This window comes from Lysinibacillus sp. CTST325 (assembly GCF_054665055.1).
The window spans coordinates 336,436-351,626 of the sequence record NZ_BAAFHO010000003.1; the positions used below are offsets into that span (position 1 = coordinate 336,436).

The 15,191-nt window shown below is 36.4% G+C and carries 14 protein-coding genes; 7 read left to right on the top strand and 7 right to left on the bottom strand.

Features of this window, described 5'->3' with window-relative positions; translation table 11 throughout:
• The first annotated feature begins 653 nt into the window (after window positions 1-653).
• From qoxA to ACYQ73_RS11405, 5 genes are all read left to right on the top strand, one after another.
• A complete protein-coding gene (qoxA, locus tag ACYQ73_RS11385) occupies window positions 654-1,577 on the top strand; it encodes a cytochrome aa3 quinol oxidase subunit II (protein WP_460012597.1) in 924 nt (307 codons plus the stop codon).
• Window positions 1,578-1,604: 27 nt separating this feature from the next.
• Window positions 1,605-3,548 carry a cytochrome aa3 quinol oxidase subunit I gene (gene qoxB, locus ACYQ73_RS11390; RefSeq protein ID WP_460012598.1) on the top strand — a complete coding sequence of 648 codons (1,944 nt, stop codon included), beginning with the start codon at window positions 1,605-1,607 and terminating at the stop codon, window positions 3,546-3,548.
• A 1-nt stretch (window position 3,549) separates the two neighbouring features.
• Window positions 3,550-4,149: a cytochrome aa3 quinol oxidase subunit III gene (gene qoxC / locus ACYQ73_RS11395; protein ID WP_460012599.1), complete on the top strand. Its 600-nt coding sequence runs from the start codon at window positions 3,550-3,552 to the stop codon at window positions 4,147-4,149.
• Window positions 4,149-4,433, top strand: coding sequence for a cytochrome aa3 quinol oxidase subunit IV (gene qoxD / locus ACYQ73_RS11400; RefSeq protein WP_460012600.1), 285 nt, complete (start codon window positions 4,149-4,151; stop codon window positions 4,431-4,433). Before qoxC ends, qoxD begins: the two co-directional genes overlap by 1 nt.
• A gap of 990 nt (window positions 4,434-5,423) precedes the next feature.
• On the top strand, window positions 5,424-6,284 hold the full coding sequence (locus ACYQ73_RS11405) for a DUF6612 family protein (protein ID WP_460012601.1): 861 nt from the start codon (window positions 5,424-5,426) through the stop codon (window positions 6,282-6,284).
• 128 nt (window positions 6,285-6,412) lie between these two features.
• On the opposite strand, the gene ACYQ73_RS11410 is transcribed toward ACYQ73_RS11405, so the two are convergent.
• The 3 genes from ACYQ73_RS11410 to ACYQ73_RS11420 are packed head-to-tail and all read right to left on the bottom strand — an operon-like array spanning window position 6,413 to window position 9,779.
• Window positions 6,413-7,366, bottom strand: coding sequence for an alpha/beta hydrolase (locus tag ACYQ73_RS11410; RefSeq protein ID WP_460012602.1), 954 nt, complete (start codon window positions 7,364-7,366; stop codon window positions 6,413-6,415).
• Window positions 7,367-7,399: 33 nt separating this feature from the next.
• Window positions 7,400-8,125 (bottom strand): SDR family NAD(P)-dependent oxidoreductase, encoded by a 726-nt coding sequence (locus ACYQ73_RS11415; RefSeq protein ID WP_460012603.1) that lies wholly within the window; start codon window positions 8,123-8,125, stop codon window positions 7,400-7,402.
• Window positions 8,126-8,153: 28 nt separating this feature from the next.
• Entirely contained in the window at window positions 8,154-9,779 is a 1,626-nt protein-coding gene (locus tag ACYQ73_RS11420) for a flavin-containing monooxygenase (protein ID WP_460012604.1), read from the bottom strand.
• A 169-nt stretch (window positions 9,780-9,948) separates the two neighbouring features.
• On the opposite strand from ACYQ73_RS11420, the gene ACYQ73_RS11425 reads away from it, so the two are divergent.
• Window positions 9,949-10,644: a response regulator transcription factor gene (locus ACYQ73_RS11425; RefSeq protein ID WP_460012605.1), complete on the top strand. Its 696-nt coding sequence runs from the start codon at window positions 9,949-9,951 to the stop codon at window positions 10,642-10,644.
• Between the two features lie 36 nt (window positions 10,645-10,680).
• Here ACYQ73_RS11425 and ACYQ73_RS11430 read toward each other — a convergent pair whose 3' ends face one another.
• The 4 genes from ACYQ73_RS11430 to tsaA form a co-directional block, all read right to left on the bottom strand.
• Window positions 10,681-11,829, bottom strand: a complete 1,149-nt coding sequence (locus ACYQ73_RS11430) for a DUF418 domain-containing protein (protein WP_460012606.1) — start codon at window positions 11,827-11,829, stop codon at window positions 10,681-10,683.
• A 261-nt stretch (window positions 11,830-12,090) separates the two neighbouring features.
• Window positions 12,091-12,399, bottom strand: a complete 309-nt coding sequence (locus tag ACYQ73_RS11435) for a hypothetical protein (RefSeq protein ID WP_460012607.1) — start codon at window positions 12,397-12,399, stop codon at window positions 12,091-12,093.
• A gap of 53 nt (window positions 12,400-12,452) precedes the next feature.
• Window positions 12,453-13,016 (bottom strand): GNAT family N-acetyltransferase, encoded by a 564-nt coding sequence (locus ACYQ73_RS11440; RefSeq protein WP_460012608.1) that lies wholly within the window; start codon window positions 13,014-13,016, stop codon window positions 12,453-12,455.
• Between the two features lie 47 nt (window positions 13,017-13,063).
• Window positions 13,064-13,525 (bottom strand): tRNA (N6-threonylcarbamoyladenosine(37)-N6)-methyltransferase TrmO, encoded by a 462-nt coding sequence (gene tsaA / locus ACYQ73_RS11445; RefSeq protein WP_460012658.1) that lies wholly within the window; start codon window positions 13,523-13,525, stop codon window positions 13,064-13,066.
• Between the two features lie 293 nt (window positions 13,526-13,818).
• On the opposite strand from tsaA, the gene ACYQ73_RS11450 reads away from it, so the two are divergent.
• A complete protein-coding gene (locus ACYQ73_RS11450) occupies window positions 13,819-14,823 on the top strand; it encodes a nucleoid-associated protein (protein ID WP_460012609.1) in 1,005 nt (334 codons plus the stop codon).
• The last annotated feature ends 368 nt before the right edge of the window (window positions 14,824-15,191 follow it).

Consider the following 15,191-nt stretch of genomic DNA (forward strand, 5'->3'; position numbering starts at 1 on the left):
TAGTAGTTTCCGAAATATCCTCTTCCAATCATCCCTTACATTGATAGTTCATCCTGATATATCCATAATTCTACTTTTTTTGGCCTCACCTTTCTAAAAAACGCAACAAAAAAGCATTCAAAACCTTAACATAACGGCGATTTTATTACAAAATGAAGTCTAAAATGTGAAATGATATTTTCACAAAAAAAACTATTTACATAGTTCAACACGATAAACTCAGTGTTTTCAACGTTTCAACAGTGTTTATTTAATTAAACGCAAAAATACTAATATTGAAATAACGATTTTTGTTCAAAAAATGTTCATATTCACCCCCGGTTTACTATTAAAAATATAAAAAAATAATTTTTTTTCATTTGAAACGGGCGTATAATCCAATGTGCAAACAATGACTTTTTGTGTCGATTGATTATGACACATTGTCTAAAAAATCGATTACACAAATTAATGATTTTGCGAACGCTTGCACTAGACCAATCAAATACTAGATTCAATGTTTCATAATGAACCATGCCATTGTAAGTATTTCTTATTATTTGATTGGTACAACAACTAAAAGAGGTGACCTTATTACCCACTATTTATAAATTCGAATTTATACACAAACACATGAAATTTATGAATAGCCGTTTTATAGAAAGGAGTCAAACATGAAGAAAAAGTTAAGCTTAATGTTTATTGCATTTGGTGCGCTTGCAGTTCTTTCTGGTTGTGAACCACTAACAATCTTTGATCCAAAAGGGCCAAATGCCAAAACATTATCAGACACAATTATTTTATCCATTATTACAATGGCCTTTATATTACTAGTCGTGTATGTGCTTTTAGCATTTATGTTAACAAAATACCGTGCTTCAAAAGCATCTGCCGATTATGAGCCTCCTCACGAAGAGGGTAGTCATCTACTTGAAATTACATGGACAGTTATCCCTATTATCATAGTGGCATTCTTAGCAATTGTTACTGTAAGAACAACAAGTACTGTAGAGTCTCAACCAGAAGGTTATGACAATAAAGAGCCACTTGTTATTTATGCTTCATCATCTAACTGGAAATGGCATTTTAGTTATCCAGAGCAAGGTATTGAAACTGTAAACTATGTAAATATTCCAACTGACCGTCCAATTGAGTTCAAACTTTACTCATTCGGACCAATCACAAGTTTCTGGATTCCTCAATTAGCTGGTCAAAAATATGCGATGAGTGACATGTTAACAACTATTCACCTTGCCGCAGATGAGGTTGGTTCATTCATGGGTCGTAACTCTAACTTTAGCGGTCGCGGATTTGCTGAAATGGAATTTGAAGCGCAAACTATGACACAAAAAGACTTCGACAAATGGGCTAATGATGTGAAAACAAAAGAAAAACCATTAACAGAAGAAAAATTTGATGAACTATTAAAAGCAGAACACGTTGGTCGTTCAAGCTATTCATCTACACACTTAGAATTTAGTCCAGCTCCAATGGAACACAGTGAACACATGAAAATGGGAGACATGGATCATAGTGATATGAACCATGGGGATCATTCTGATTCACAAAAAAATTCTGAAGCAACACATTCACATTAATTTTTAAACCTGAAAGGAGCGCGTCTAATGAGTATGGAAGAAGTTTTCCATCCAATGAAAGAACCGATGATTTTAGCGGCAGCTATTAGTATCGTAGTTGGAGCAGTGGTTATCTTTGCTGGCCTTACGTATTTCAAAAAGTGGGGCTATTTCTATAAAAACTGGCTATCAACTGTTGACCATAAAAAAATCGGTATTATGTATATCGCTGTAGCGCTTTTAATGTTATTCCGCGGTGGTATCGATGCACTATTAATGCGTGCACAAACGGCAGTTCCTGATAACGGACTTCTTGATGCACAACACTATAATGAAATTTTCACAACACATGGTTTAATCATGATTTTATTCATGGCCATGCCATTCGTAATTGGTTTAATGAACGTTGTTATCCCACTGCAAATTGGTGCACGTGACGTTGCGTTCCCACGTCTAAATGCAGTCAGCTTCTGGTTATTTGCAGCTGGTTGTGGTTTACTAAACCTATCATTTATCATTGGTGGTTCACCTGATGCTGGTTGGACAGCTTACTTCCCACTATCTGGGACAGAATTTAGTCCATCTGTTGGGAACAACTACTATTCTTTAGCTTTACAATTATCAGGGATTGGTACGTTAATGACTGGTGTTAACTTTATCGCAACAATCATTAAAATGCGTGCACCTGGTATGACATTAATGAAAATGCCAATGTTCACTTGGTCAATTTTAATTACAAACATTATTATCGTATTTGCATTCCCAGTGTTAACTGTAGCACTTGCATTAATGATGTTAGACCGTCAATTTGGTACACAATTCTTTGCAATGCAAAATGGTGGTATGGATATGCTTTGGGCCAACCTATTCTGGGTTTGGGGACATCCTGAGGTTTATATCGTTATCCTACCTGCTTTCGGTATTTTCTCTGAAATCATTGCGACATTTGCACGTAAAAACTTATACGGCTATAAATCAATGGTTATGAGTATGGTCGTTATTTCATTACTATCATTCGTAGTATGGGCCCACCACTTCTATACAATGGGTCACGGTGTAATGGTAAACAGCGTATTCTCTATTACAACAATGGCAATCGCTGTTCCGACAGGGGTTAAAATATTTAACTGGTTGCTCACAATGAGACACGGTAAAATTCAATTTACAACTCCTATGCTTTATGCTCTTGGCTTTATTCCTATCTTCACAATTGGTGGGGTTACAGGGGTAATGCTTGCAATGGCAAGTGCTGACTATCAATATCATAATACGATGTTCTTAGTTGCCCACTTCCACTATGTATTAATTCCAGGTACAGTATTCGGTGTACTTGCAGGTTACCACTACTGGTGGCCAAAAATGTTCGGTTTCCGTTTAAATGAAAAACTAGGGAAAACTGCTTTCTGGTTTATCGCAATTAGCTTCAACGTAGCTTTCTTCCCTCTATTTATTTTAGGTTTAGATGGTTACGCTCGTCGTATGTACACTTACTCTGAGTCAACTGGCTACGGTCCATTGAGCATGTTATCGTTCATCGGTGCAATTGGTCTTGCTGTCGGCTTTGCGTTAATCGTATACAACATTTACTACAGCTGGAAACATATGCCTCGTAATGAAAAAGCAGATGTTTGGGATGGTCGTTCACTAGAATGGGCTACTCATTCTCCAGTACCGGAATATAACTTTGCAGTAGTTCCAACTGTTACACGTTTAGATGAATTCTGGTTCGCGAAAAAAGAAGGTCGCGATATAACAGCAGGTAAAATTGAAAAAATTCACATGCCTAACAACACTGGCGCACCATTCTGGATGAGTGGATTCTTCTTCCTTGCAGCATTCTTCGCTGTATTTAATCTATGGATTCCTGCCATCGTTAGTATGATTGGTGTATTCGGCTTTATGATTCAGCGTTCGTTTGAAAAAGATCATGGTCGATATATTTCAGTTGAAGAAGTTATGGCAACTGAGAAAAGTTTGAGAGGTGATAAATAATATGAAAATCGATTCTTCACTTCCATTAGAATATAGTACAGAGGAAAATCGTCTGAAAATTTTCGGCTTCTGGATTTTCCTTGGCGCCGAAATCGTATTATTCGCCACATTATTTACAGTGTATTTCACACTTCATACACGTACAGGTAGTGGCCCAAGTGGCGCTGAAATTTTTGAATTAACACCAGTATTATGGGAAACATTCTTATTATTAGCAAGTAGTTTCACAATTGGTCTTGGTGTTCATGCAATGCGCATTGGCAATAAAAAAGCGATGATGGCATTTTTCATCATCACACTTCTATTTGGTCTTGGCTTCTTAGGCATTGAGATCGATGAATTTATCACATATGTAGATGAAGGTGCTACAATTCAAACAAGTGCATTCTTATCTGCATTAATGACTTTACTTGGTACGCACGGTGCCCACGTAACATTCGGTTTCTTCTGGGGCGTTGCAATTTTAATCCAAGTAGCTAGCCGTGGCTTAAACCCACAAACGGCTAATAAAGCGTTCATCTTCTCACTGTACTGGCACTTCCTAGACGTTGTTTGGATTTTCATCTTCAGCTTCGTCTACTTGAAAGGACTGATTAGCTGATGAAGGAATTATTCCCAAAACAACATGTGATGGGCTTCGCCTTCTCACTATTACTAACAGTTGTAGCTTTAGCTGTTGTTAAATTTGATATGTCACTTAACATGGCATTTGGTATTTTACTAGTAACTGCTCTTGCACAAGCAACTGTACAATTAGTATTATTCATGCACATCGGTGAATCTGAAGATAAGAAAACGTTATATACAACGATTTTATATTCAGTATTCGTAGGTGTTGTCACAATCATTGGTACATTATTCGCAATGATCTGGGGCTATAATTGATAAACAAAGCCGAGAAAATGATATCATTTTCTCGGCTTTTTCTTTTTGTAAATATATTTATTTCAATATCGAAAGTAGACTCAACTCGAAATCGTACAACACTCCCCCTACTCCTCTTATGTACATAGTAATAACTGATGTTTTTAAAGTTTGTATAGGCAAAACAACATGCTTTTCAGGCAGCAATGTCCGTCTATAAAAAGCTACTAACTGTCATACTCCCACAGTACACCGTAAAATCATTAGAATCCTCTACCAAAAAATAATCTAGTAATGATAGTTTCTTGTCTTACCAACGTTGGCTCATCACCAAAACTTGTAGATGACATTTGTTAAAATGTATGCCATTTAGCTTTATTCAGTAGAAGACTCCTTCCTTTAAAGGTGGTGAAATGGATGAAAATGTGGTTCCTTTTCAGTGGGCGTCCAAACACCTACTGAAATAGAGGGACTCAGTCTAAGAACGCCACGTCCTATGGCAATTTATCTGTAGCGGAAACGAAGCGTCAGCTACAACACACTCCTTCGTGACCAACATTGTGTTGGTCTGGGACCTTGCAGCGAAGCAGCTCATCGGACGCCCCCAGGAAGCTTTGCCCTGTGCGAAAGCGTAGCGACCGCAACAACAAATGTTTTATCTGCGCGAAAGCGAAGCGTCAGCGGCAAATGTTTTATCTGTGCGAAAGCGTAGCGACCGCAACAAAACGCCCAGTCAGAACAGAAATCAACCACACGTTGTGGTGATAAGCTATACCATTCAATATTTTACAATAACTAACAACAGATTTTTTGAGCATTAATTAATATTTATGAATTAGTTTTCTTTCGACATGTCATGAGTAAGAAGGCTTGCAAACAAATATAACTATTAGGTATTTACTATTATTTTTTTATCAAATTGGTACTGTTTTTTAAATAACGAAACTTTTACTATTGCAGTAATGTATACTAATAGTTGATGTTTTTACCAACGAATAGGAGATGAAAGTAATGAACAAATTTTTAAAAGTTTTAAGTGTTGGAGCATTAGCACTGACGCTAGCAGCCTGTAACAGTAGCGCTACCCCTAAGAAAGACACAACTAATAAAAGCGAACTCACTTTAGAGCAAGTATATGAAAAAGCGGTAGAGCGCCAAGCAAACATTAAAAGCTCGAGTGCAAAAATGGAGATGACTCAAGAAACTAAAGCTGGATCAGGCGAAGAATCTATGGAGTTTACCATCGAATCGAAAATGGATATGGATGTAGTTACCGATCCAATTGCTATGCACTTATCAGGTTCAATGACAATGCCAGATATGACTAGTGCAGATCAAAAAAGCACGGAAATGCCGATTGATATGTACATGAAGAAAGATCAAGGCTTTTTTATGAAGGATGAAACAACTAAAAGTTGGTATAAATTACCAAGCGAACAATTTGATGCAATGATGGAACAAACTGCATCATCTGCAGACGCTAAGGCACAATTAGAACAGCTTAAAAACTTTATCAAAGATTTCAAATTCGAACAAACAGATGATGCATATGTCTTAACTTTAGACGCTAAAGGCGATAAATTTAAAGAACTTATCGATTCTGAAATTAGCAAATCAATGAAAGATATGGGTCTTGAAGAAAACCCACTTGATAACTTAACAATCGATAAAATACACTATGTTCTAGAAGTCGATAAAAAGACTTTCGATACAACTAAAATGGATATGGATTTCGATTTGAAAATGAAAGTTGAAGATCAAGAACTATCAATGAAAACTAAATCAGCTGTAACGTACACTGATTTCAATCACCTAAAAACAATCGACATCCCACAAGAAATTATCGATAAAGCACAATCTATTGCACAATAATCAATATAAAAAGGAATCTGCATACTTTAATGTACGCAGATTCCTTTTACTTTAAGTATCACTTCAATGAAATCGACTATTACCCTAGGATTTTACTTGAAGATATATCGAAAATATTCGCAAGAAAACTATAAATGAACAGAAACATTACGATTTAAAACATATTTAGCAGCTTCAACATATTCCGTTGCTGCTCTTTGACTAATTGCCGCTGTTGGAACAAAGCTTTCAAAGGCATGATAACAGCCAGGATACAAATGGAATTCAACATCAACACCAGCCTGACATAGCCTCGTTACATATTGTAATGTCTCATCACGGAATGGATCCAATTGACCGACACAAGTATAAGTAAATGGTAAACCTGATAAGTCTTCTGCTCTTGCAGCTGCAGCATATTGTGATACATCATCACCGCCATTATCCCCATTTAAATACATTGCCCAGCCCTTTTGATTTAAATTATGATTCCAAACCATATGTCCTGTAATCTCCAATGCAGAAGGCGTATTATTACGATCATCAATCATCGGATAGAGTGGCATTTGAAAACTAAGGTTAGGATAGTCTCTATCACGAGCCAGTAGTGCTAATGCTGCTGTTAACCCACCTCCCGCACTTGCCCCTGCTACACCAATTCGAGTACTATCAATCCCTAAATCTTTCGCATTGTCAGCTACCCATTTTAATGCAGCGTAACAATCTTCAAGTGGCGTAGGATAAGGATATTCCGGTGCAAGTCGATAGTCCACCGATACTACAATACAATTTGCTTCATCCACAAAACGTTGGCATAGTAAATCATCACCCTCTGGAGCACCTAGTACATATCCTCCTCCATGAATCCATAAAAGCACTGGTAAATCCCCCGCCTTTTCCTTTGGCATATAAATTCTAATACGTAGTGAATCATTATCATTCGGTCCTTGAATCATTTTGTTTTCAACAGAAATATTGTCTGCTATCGGAGCAGGTTGAGCAGTTGCAGCTAATCCTTCTCTAGTAGCCTCCAAATTGTCTAAATCTAAAGGTGGCATTAGTGATAACGTCTCTCTTAGTTCTGGATCAATACGGTTTTCCATTCATTTCATCCTTTCATCATGAAATTATGATTTTTAAGAAGTTAATCCACCATCAATCGTCACAACTGCACCATTTACATAAGATGCATCCGTTGAAATTAAGAAACCTATCACATTTGCAATCTCATCTGGTGTTGCAAGTCTTCGCATCGGTCCATTTCCCTCAGGATTCGTCTCAATTCCCTTCGTCATATTCGTTATTACACCACCAGGACATATAGCATTTACTCTTATTCCACTAGATCCATATTCGATGGCTGCTGTTTTTGTTAGTCCAATGACACCATGTTTGCTCGCAGCATAACCTCCTAAATATGGCTGCCCTTGAATGCCTGCTGAAGAAGCCGTATTCACAATAACTCCTGATTTTTGCTGCTCCATTTCTTTTAATACGTATTTTAGACCTAAAAAAGCACCTTTAAGGTTAACGGCTATAATCCTATCAAAACTTTCTTCCTCTAAATCTCCTAATAAAGACGGTGGGCTTAATACACCTGCATTATTAATGAAAGCATCAATTTTCCCGAAATTTTCCTTGGTCACTTTAATATATTTCTTAACGTCCTGACTTTTGGATACATCCGCATGTACAAAAATAACATGTTGATTATGTTCTTTTACCGCTTCTAGGGTCTCCTGTCCATTTATTTCATCAAAATCTACCAAAACAATCGCCGTATTCTTTTTTGCTAAAAGTTTAGCAGTCTCTCTTCCAATACCACTACCTGCCCCCGTAATAATTACTACCTGTTGTTCCATCGTACTTCCCCCTTCCCCGTACCATCCGTTACGATATAGTTTTTAATTTCAACATCGTATAACCTTCATAATTATTTTGGGCAATCTCGTTACAGCGTTTTGTGTAATAATCAAATCCGCCAAGATATATTAAAAAGCTTCGAGGCTTCCCTGCTATATTGGCGCCAGTGTACCAAGAATCGCCCTTTACATATAACGTTCCATTTGCAATTTCTCGATTATGCTTACTCCATTCTTCCTCCGCTTGTATATTGGTCTCTATTACATCAATGTCATGCTCTCGCATATATTCAATACAATTTGCAACCCATTCTACGTGCTGTTCGATAGCAGTTGGCATATTGACAAGCACAGACGGACTTTCGGGACCTGTAATCATAAATAAGTTAGGAAACCCTGCTGTCGTTAGGCCTAAATACGTTCTAACCGACGCCCCGTTCTCCCATTTATCCTTTAATACAACGCCGCCTTTTCCTTGAATATCTATTTTAAATAAAGGACCTGTCATACCGTCATAACCAGTAGCAAAAATAATAATATCTAAATCATATTGATCTTTCGCTGTTTTAATGCCCACTTCTGTTATCTCCTCTATTGGTGATTCCTTTACATCAACTAATAAAACATTCTCTCTGTTGTACGTTTCAAAATAATCGGTATCTAGTATTTGTCTTTTCGTGCCATACATATACTTTGGACTTAGCTTCTCCGCTACTTTGGGATCTTTGACAACTTCACGGATTTTCGAACGGATAAACTCTGCAGCCTTTTCATTCGATTGTTCATTTGTTAAAAAATCATTATAAGACATCGCAAAAGCAAATCCGCCTTCTGCCCAAGCATCCTCAAACACCTGCTGCCGTTTGCTTTCACTATCCTCCAAAGCAGATCGATTATTTTGTAGGTGAGGTGTACCCGATATAGAATTCCTCATTGCATGCTTTAATGTTTCAAAGTTTTCCTTAGTACTTCGAATAAATTCCTTGTCATAAGTATGGTTTCGTGCAGGAACTGTATATTGTGGTGTACGCTGAAATACTGTTAAATGCTTTGCCTCTTTTGCTATTACTGGAATTGCTTGAATTCCACTTGAACCTGTCCCAATAATCCCTACTCGTTTCCCAGTAAAATCAATCTTTTCATGTGGCCAATGCCCAGTATGATACCACTTACCTTTAAATTGATTTAATCCTTTTATGTTTGGCATATTTGCAGCAGATAAGCAGCCTATTCCTGTAATGAAATACTTTGCGAAAACTTGAGTACCATCATTTAAATGAATAAGCCATTTACTGCGCTCTTCATCAAAATGTGCAGCATTTACTCGTCTATTAAATTGAATATCCTTTCTCAAATCAAAACGATCTGCTACATAGTTTAAATAGCTTAATATTTCCTCTTGCTCCGGGAATCTAGATGTCCAATCCCACTCCTCGTACAATTCTTTTGAAAATGTATAATTATAATAGATGCTTTCAACATCACATCTAGCACCAGGATAGCGATTCCAATACCAAACGCCACCTACTCCGCCCCCGGCTTCATATAGAACTGTAGAAAACCCCTTACTCCTTAGTTGGTATAACATATAAAGTCCAGCAAACCCTGCACCAAGTACAATTGCATCTACCTCTTTGATTGAATTATTTTTCACTCACTGTTCCTCCCCCACTTCGTTTATTTGTCAAACGGTCATATAAACTTCTACAAATCAAATTACTAAAGGAAAAAGGGATATCTTAGCGTTAATAATACATTTACCAGAAAATATTGAATATTCCTCATTTCAAGCGTATTATATACTTAAAAAAAGGGGATACAACATGTCAAATCTTTATACCATTCAAAAACATTTTGACACTATTGATAACTTTTCGAATCACGAAGAGTTGCTGATACACATTTTGCAGGTATATTTGAATTCATTCCCTATTAAAGATGCCTATTTTTTGAGATATTCTCCAATAGGATTTGTAGCTGAAGGCATTATTTATTTAAATGAGTCTGGCGGAATCCATATCGGAGAAATTAGAGAGGAGATACGAAGTTTTCCAATTATCTATTCTTCTATTGTCGATAAAAAAGCAAAGTTTTGTACAGGAATGGATTATTTGAAAAACATTAGTATTAAATATGTTGTCGCCTCTAAACACAACAAGCTTTTAATCGTGCCTATATTTATCGGCCCATTTGTTTTCGGTTATATTTGTAGCACTCATTTTGAAGAAGATATAGAAATAAACGATAGACTTCTAGATGATTTAACTAGCTTTGGTAATATGGTTGGACATTTATTAATTCAATCTAAAGAGAGAAGCAAAAATGTTGCTCTTAGTAAACGTGAGTTAGAAGTTATGATGCAAGTTGCTAACGGAGACAGTACGAAGGAAATTGCAAATAGTATGGATTTAAGCGAATTAACGATCAATCAATATGTAAAGTCTGCAATAAAAAAACTACAGGCTAAAAATCGTTCCCATGCTATAAACCTACTTTATAAGCAAGGTATTATTTTATAAACGAAGGGGATTTCTCTCATCCCCTTTGTTTTAAAGTTATTCAATCACTCTATTAATACTCTGTTCTTTTCGCTTTAATCGACCATCAATGGACCAATTCGTCCACATCCGTAAAGCCTGCTCAAATGGGCCACGCTTGAATTTTTTTAAATATAAGACACTGCCAATGCACTGCACACAATAAACGCCTAATCCAAATAACATCCCATTCAAGACACCTAATTTTCCGTACAGTCCAAAACCATAGCCAAAAAATACCGTTGTACAAATAATAGATTGCATTAAATAGTTTGTCAGAGATAGCTTACCGACACATTCAAAGGCATAAGTAATAGGCAGTGTACCCCATTTCTTATAAAGTAAGGCTGCAACACATACATAGCCTAACGCTAAAACTTGTGCCCCACTCATATGAAGCGTAGTCGAAAAATCCCATTCTTTTAAGCTTAAATATTTACATAGTATCCCAATAGGCACAAGTATCATGCCTAACTTATACCACTTTTGTTCTCTCTCCATATTTTCAAATGTTCGCATTTTCGCTAGGGCTATGCCAAGTAAAAACAACGGTGCATAGAATAGTGGCGCTACAAGTAATAGGAAAGATGTTTCCTGCTCAGGCATCAGCCTATTTAGACGAAAATTAACGACATCTAAATAACTACCATGCGCATAAATGGTATCTGCTTTTTCAATATACGTATTGATGTCCTGCTGATTTGCTGGGAGATCTAGGTTAATATTCATCATAATCGCAACTGAAAATCCAAAGAAAATACTAGCCCATATAATAATTGTTTTTGCTTTTCGATTAATGAATGGTAACAAAAACAGAATCATACAACCGTAATATAAGAGTATGTCACCTTCCCATATAAATGTAGTATGAAGCCAACCTAATAAAATGAGCCCCATGCTCCGTCGAAGTATAACCCATCGACTTCTCATCCCTTTTTCACGTACAGATTCAATTAGCTTTATAAAAGAAAATCCAAATAACAGTGTAAAAATAGGCATAAAAGATCCGCCGATAAACACCTTCACAAAATCCCCTGCACTTTGTGCTGATAAATTTTTTAAGGCTCCATGCATGCCATATTGAAAAATTACTAAATTAGCAAGTAAAATTCCAAGCAAACTAAATCCACGAAGACAATCAACGAACGAAACCCGTTTCAATCCCATCATGTTTCCCCTTTCCATTCATTTAAAGAAAGAATAACGTAATAACCTTATAGCTATTTAATCGTTATCTTAAGATGGTCTTAAAAACTGAATAATAGGACTATTTAGTTTTTTTATGTGTAAGGACACATGAAAATGGACGTATGATAATTTTGTTCGATAACAAAAAAGACTTCTACTGATTAAGTAGAAATCCCATGTTGTTGAAAAGCTATTATCTCATTGTATTTAAGGGGAAATGATTTCTCAACGAAACGAGGGTTAGTTCCGGCTGGACGCTTTCCCGGATGCGTCCGATGAGCTGCTTGGGGCAACAGATGTTTTTTGTGCGAAAGCGTAGTGCAAACGCAGCGGCATGATGTTTTTTGCACGAAAGCGAAGCGTTAGCAGCACGATGTTTTTTGCACGAAAGCGATGCGTCAGCAGCACGATGTTTTTTGCGCGAAAGCGATACGTCAGCAGCACGATGTTTTTTGCGCGAAAGCGATGCGTCAGCAGCACGATGTCGGTCGAAGGCGTTATCTCAGGACGTGATGCCTTTAGCCTTTTTTCCCCTACCCTCTCACCCACTCCAGAATCACATCTGAGACTAATCCCCAAGGAAGCATTTACGCTTTACAAATTTATTTACTTCGTCGAAATGCCTTAGCCTCTATAGAATAATGAAGCAATCCTTCAAAATCCTTCAGTTCCGGATTAAGGTTGTTATACGTATATTCATAGTTCATTCCCAGTTTCTCAACAATTCGTAAAGATGCCACGTTTTCAGGATGTACAACAGCAATAACCTTAAATAAACCTATTTTATTAAACGCGTATTTTAGTAACGCTTGTGTAGCTTCAGACGCAATTCCTTGCCCTCTACAAGCTTCCGAAATACCATAATATAGTTCAATCTCAGTTTCTTTTACATCATCCGGACCGAGGCCACAATAGCCAATTAACGTTTGGCTTTCCCTATCTACAATAGCTAGATTAAGCTTATGTATTTTAGTAGGCGTGTTTTTTGAGTTACATTGAATGGACCACTCTATTACTCGCTGAACATCATCACGGCTCGGCACATCCTCTGGGATAAATTGATAAAAATTAGGCTCAGAAACGACTGCATATAACTCATCCAAATCAGTTAAAGCATATGGACGAATTACGAGTCTCTCGGTTTCAATATGTAGATTTAAAAACATAATGATTTCTCTCCTTAACAAATAAAATTAAAAAGAATGTACATATACTAGTCCCAATAATTCTTCATTAAATCACTTGCCCAACGTGGCTGTTTTATTTCACCTTTTGGTAAGAATTCTTTCATTACAGGTTTTATATCAATAATTGGTGTTCCATCAATAGCATCTAAGCCTTTAACGATTAATGTTCTATCCTTTAATTCTAGTAATTCTACAACCGTTTCACCTATTTTATTAGGTCTATTTTTACCTCTCTGTGCAAAAATACCGACCTCCGGATAGTCCGTATTATTTCTTGGATGTCTCGCTTCATATTGGATTTTTTCATCCGCCACTTTGTCAAAATAAAAAATTATTTCTAAATGGGAAAAATCATCAATCCCCTTTAAAGACGATTCATGCATATCTTTTGTCAATTCAATAGTAGAAATGATATCTCCCCAATTATCGTCTTCAATCATTTTTCGACTATTGCTCACTACAGCTATTGGTTTAATGGTATAGAGCATATCAAGACCTCTTCTCTTCGTTGATTTCTTCATGCTATTTCCGTTTAATTTCAGTATACTTCAGCTGCCACAAATGTCAATTTAAGGTAATGAATTTACAATTTAAAAGGCGTTTCACCAATTAAAAGAGAACCGATAGTCTCCCTTATAGTAAATGTGGTAATAAATCTCTTAAATGCATGTATTCAATGTTCTTTTTAATTTTATTATTCGTAAAAAAAAAATACATGAAAATGTTGCGAGGGTTATGATATGGTATATTATCTACAATGAAATTTTAGAAGGTGGAAAACATGCTAGAAGTAAGTGAAAGTAAGTTAGCACAATATATTTTACATTTTATTGACGATACACTCGTGTTAGGTGAGGAATCATTATCACAGCCAGAGGTCATGCTAGAGGCTGCTTTTACACAGCTAGCGTTTAGCAAAATCGATTTAGAGCAGCAATTCGAATTTTTTCATGAAACAGACATTGCGTTAAACGAGGTTTACACATATGTGAGGGCAATATTTGATCAGGAGACTAGTTTCCTTGAACAATCAATCAACATTGCTAAACACTTACATAGTGTATCTCAACATCCTAACATTAAAAGCGGCGAATTGTTTATTGGGCTATTTGACAATTGTTTTCTAGCTACAGAAGTTAAAAAAATAATTGCCATTGTTAAAATTGATGAAAAAGAAATGTTTTTAGATGTAAAGAACGACCACAACAAAATGGTTGTTAACGGAATTGATGGAATTAATGTAAAAAAAATTAATAACATGGCCATTATCATAGATATGGGAACTGATAAGACACCTGCTGTCTTTATGAAAACGAAAAGGAAAGAAGATATTGTCTACTGGCAAGAACGATTTTTAAAGATAAAAGCAGCCGATGAACATTATTACAAAACGAATTTAGCATTAACAGAGTGCAAAAAATATATTTTAAAAGAAGAGAGCTATAGCAACACTGAGAAACTAGGGCTTTTAAATAAAACGCTTGATTACTTTAGAAATGAAGATGAATTTCAAGTAAATAATTATATTGAAACGGTATTTGAAAATGCAGAGCCAACGCAAAAAGATATTATTATTAATTCGGTAAAACCATATGAAACCGTTATTTCTGAGAGTGCACTTGAAAAGGCTGAAAAAAAATATAAACGTAAAATTAAACTCGATTCCAATATTGAAATCCAGGTGAATGTACAGGATATCGAGCAAGTCGATGAACTAATTGAAGTAGGTTACGATGAATCTACAAATCGAAAATTCTACAAAATTTATTTCCAGGAAGAACTATAAATCAATTAGGCCTTGGTCCGGAATCGGCTTAAAGAAGTTAAATTAAGTTAAATTCTAAGAGACTTCCCTAGTATGCAGGGGAAGCCTCCTTACCATAGCGTGTGGTTGATTTCCGTTCCGACTGGGCGCTTTTGCCGCTGACGCTTCGCTTTCGCACAGAGTAAAGCTTCCTGGGGGCGTCTGATGAGCCGCTATAATCTGACCCCGAGGAGTCGCCCAGTCTCCACTCCAATCAACTGATATCAATTTCGCCTTAGCGTAATTATGCTGTCGCTTCGTAGGCAATTATTATAATTACCAATGATTTCGTATTACCTAAAATCCACGGCTTCAAATAGCTCAATAGTTCTTCTATCACCCTAATATCC

What these genes read in the sequence shown, in the direction of transcription:
- qoxA (WP_460012597.1), top strand. Translation starts at nt 654, where the DNA reads ATGAAGAAAAAGTTAAGCTTAATGTTTATTGCATTTGGTGCGCTTGCA.
- qoxB (WP_460012598.1), top strand. Translation starts at nt 1,605, where the DNA reads ATGAGTATGGAAGAAGTTTTCCATCCAATGAAAGAACCGATGATTTTA.
- qoxC (WP_460012599.1), top strand. Translation starts at nt 3,550, where the DNA reads ATGAAAATCGATTCTTCACTTCCATTAGAATATAGTACAGAGGAAAAT.
- qoxD (WP_460012600.1), top strand. Translation starts at nt 4,149, where the DNA reads ATGAAGGAATTATTCCCAAAACAACATGTGATGGGCTTCGCCTTCTCA.
- ACYQ73_RS11405 (WP_460012601.1), top strand. Translation starts at nt 5,424, where the DNA reads ATGAACAAATTTTTAAAAGTTTTAAGTGTTGGAGCATTAGCACTGACG.
- ACYQ73_RS11410 (WP_460012602.1), bottom strand. Translation starts at nt 7,366, where the DNA reads ATGGAAAACCGTATTGATCCAGAACTAAGAGAGACGTTATCACTAATG.
- ACYQ73_RS11415 (WP_460012603.1), bottom strand. Translation starts at nt 8,125, where the DNA reads ATGGAACAACAGGTAGTAATTATTACGGGGGCAGGTAGTGGTATTGGA.
- ACYQ73_RS11425 (WP_460012605.1), top strand. Translation starts at nt 9,949, where the DNA reads ATGTCAAATCTTTATACCATTCAAAAACATTTTGACACTATTGATAAC.
- ACYQ73_RS11430 (WP_460012606.1), bottom strand. Translation starts at nt 11,829, where the DNA reads ATGGGATTGAAACGGGTTTCGTTCGTTGATTGTCTTCGTGGATTTAGT.
- ACYQ73_RS11440 (WP_460012608.1), bottom strand. Translation starts at nt 13,016, where the DNA reads ATGTTTTTAAATCTACATATTGAAACCGAGAGACTCGTAATTCGTCCA.
- tsaA (WP_460012658.1), bottom strand. Translation starts at nt 13,525, where the DNA reads ATGCTCTATACCATTAAACCAATAGCTGTAGTGAGCAATAGTCGAAAA.
- ACYQ73_RS11450 (WP_460012609.1), top strand. Translation starts at nt 13,819, where the DNA reads ATGCTAGAAGTAAGTGAAAGTAAGTTAGCACAATATATTTTACATTTT.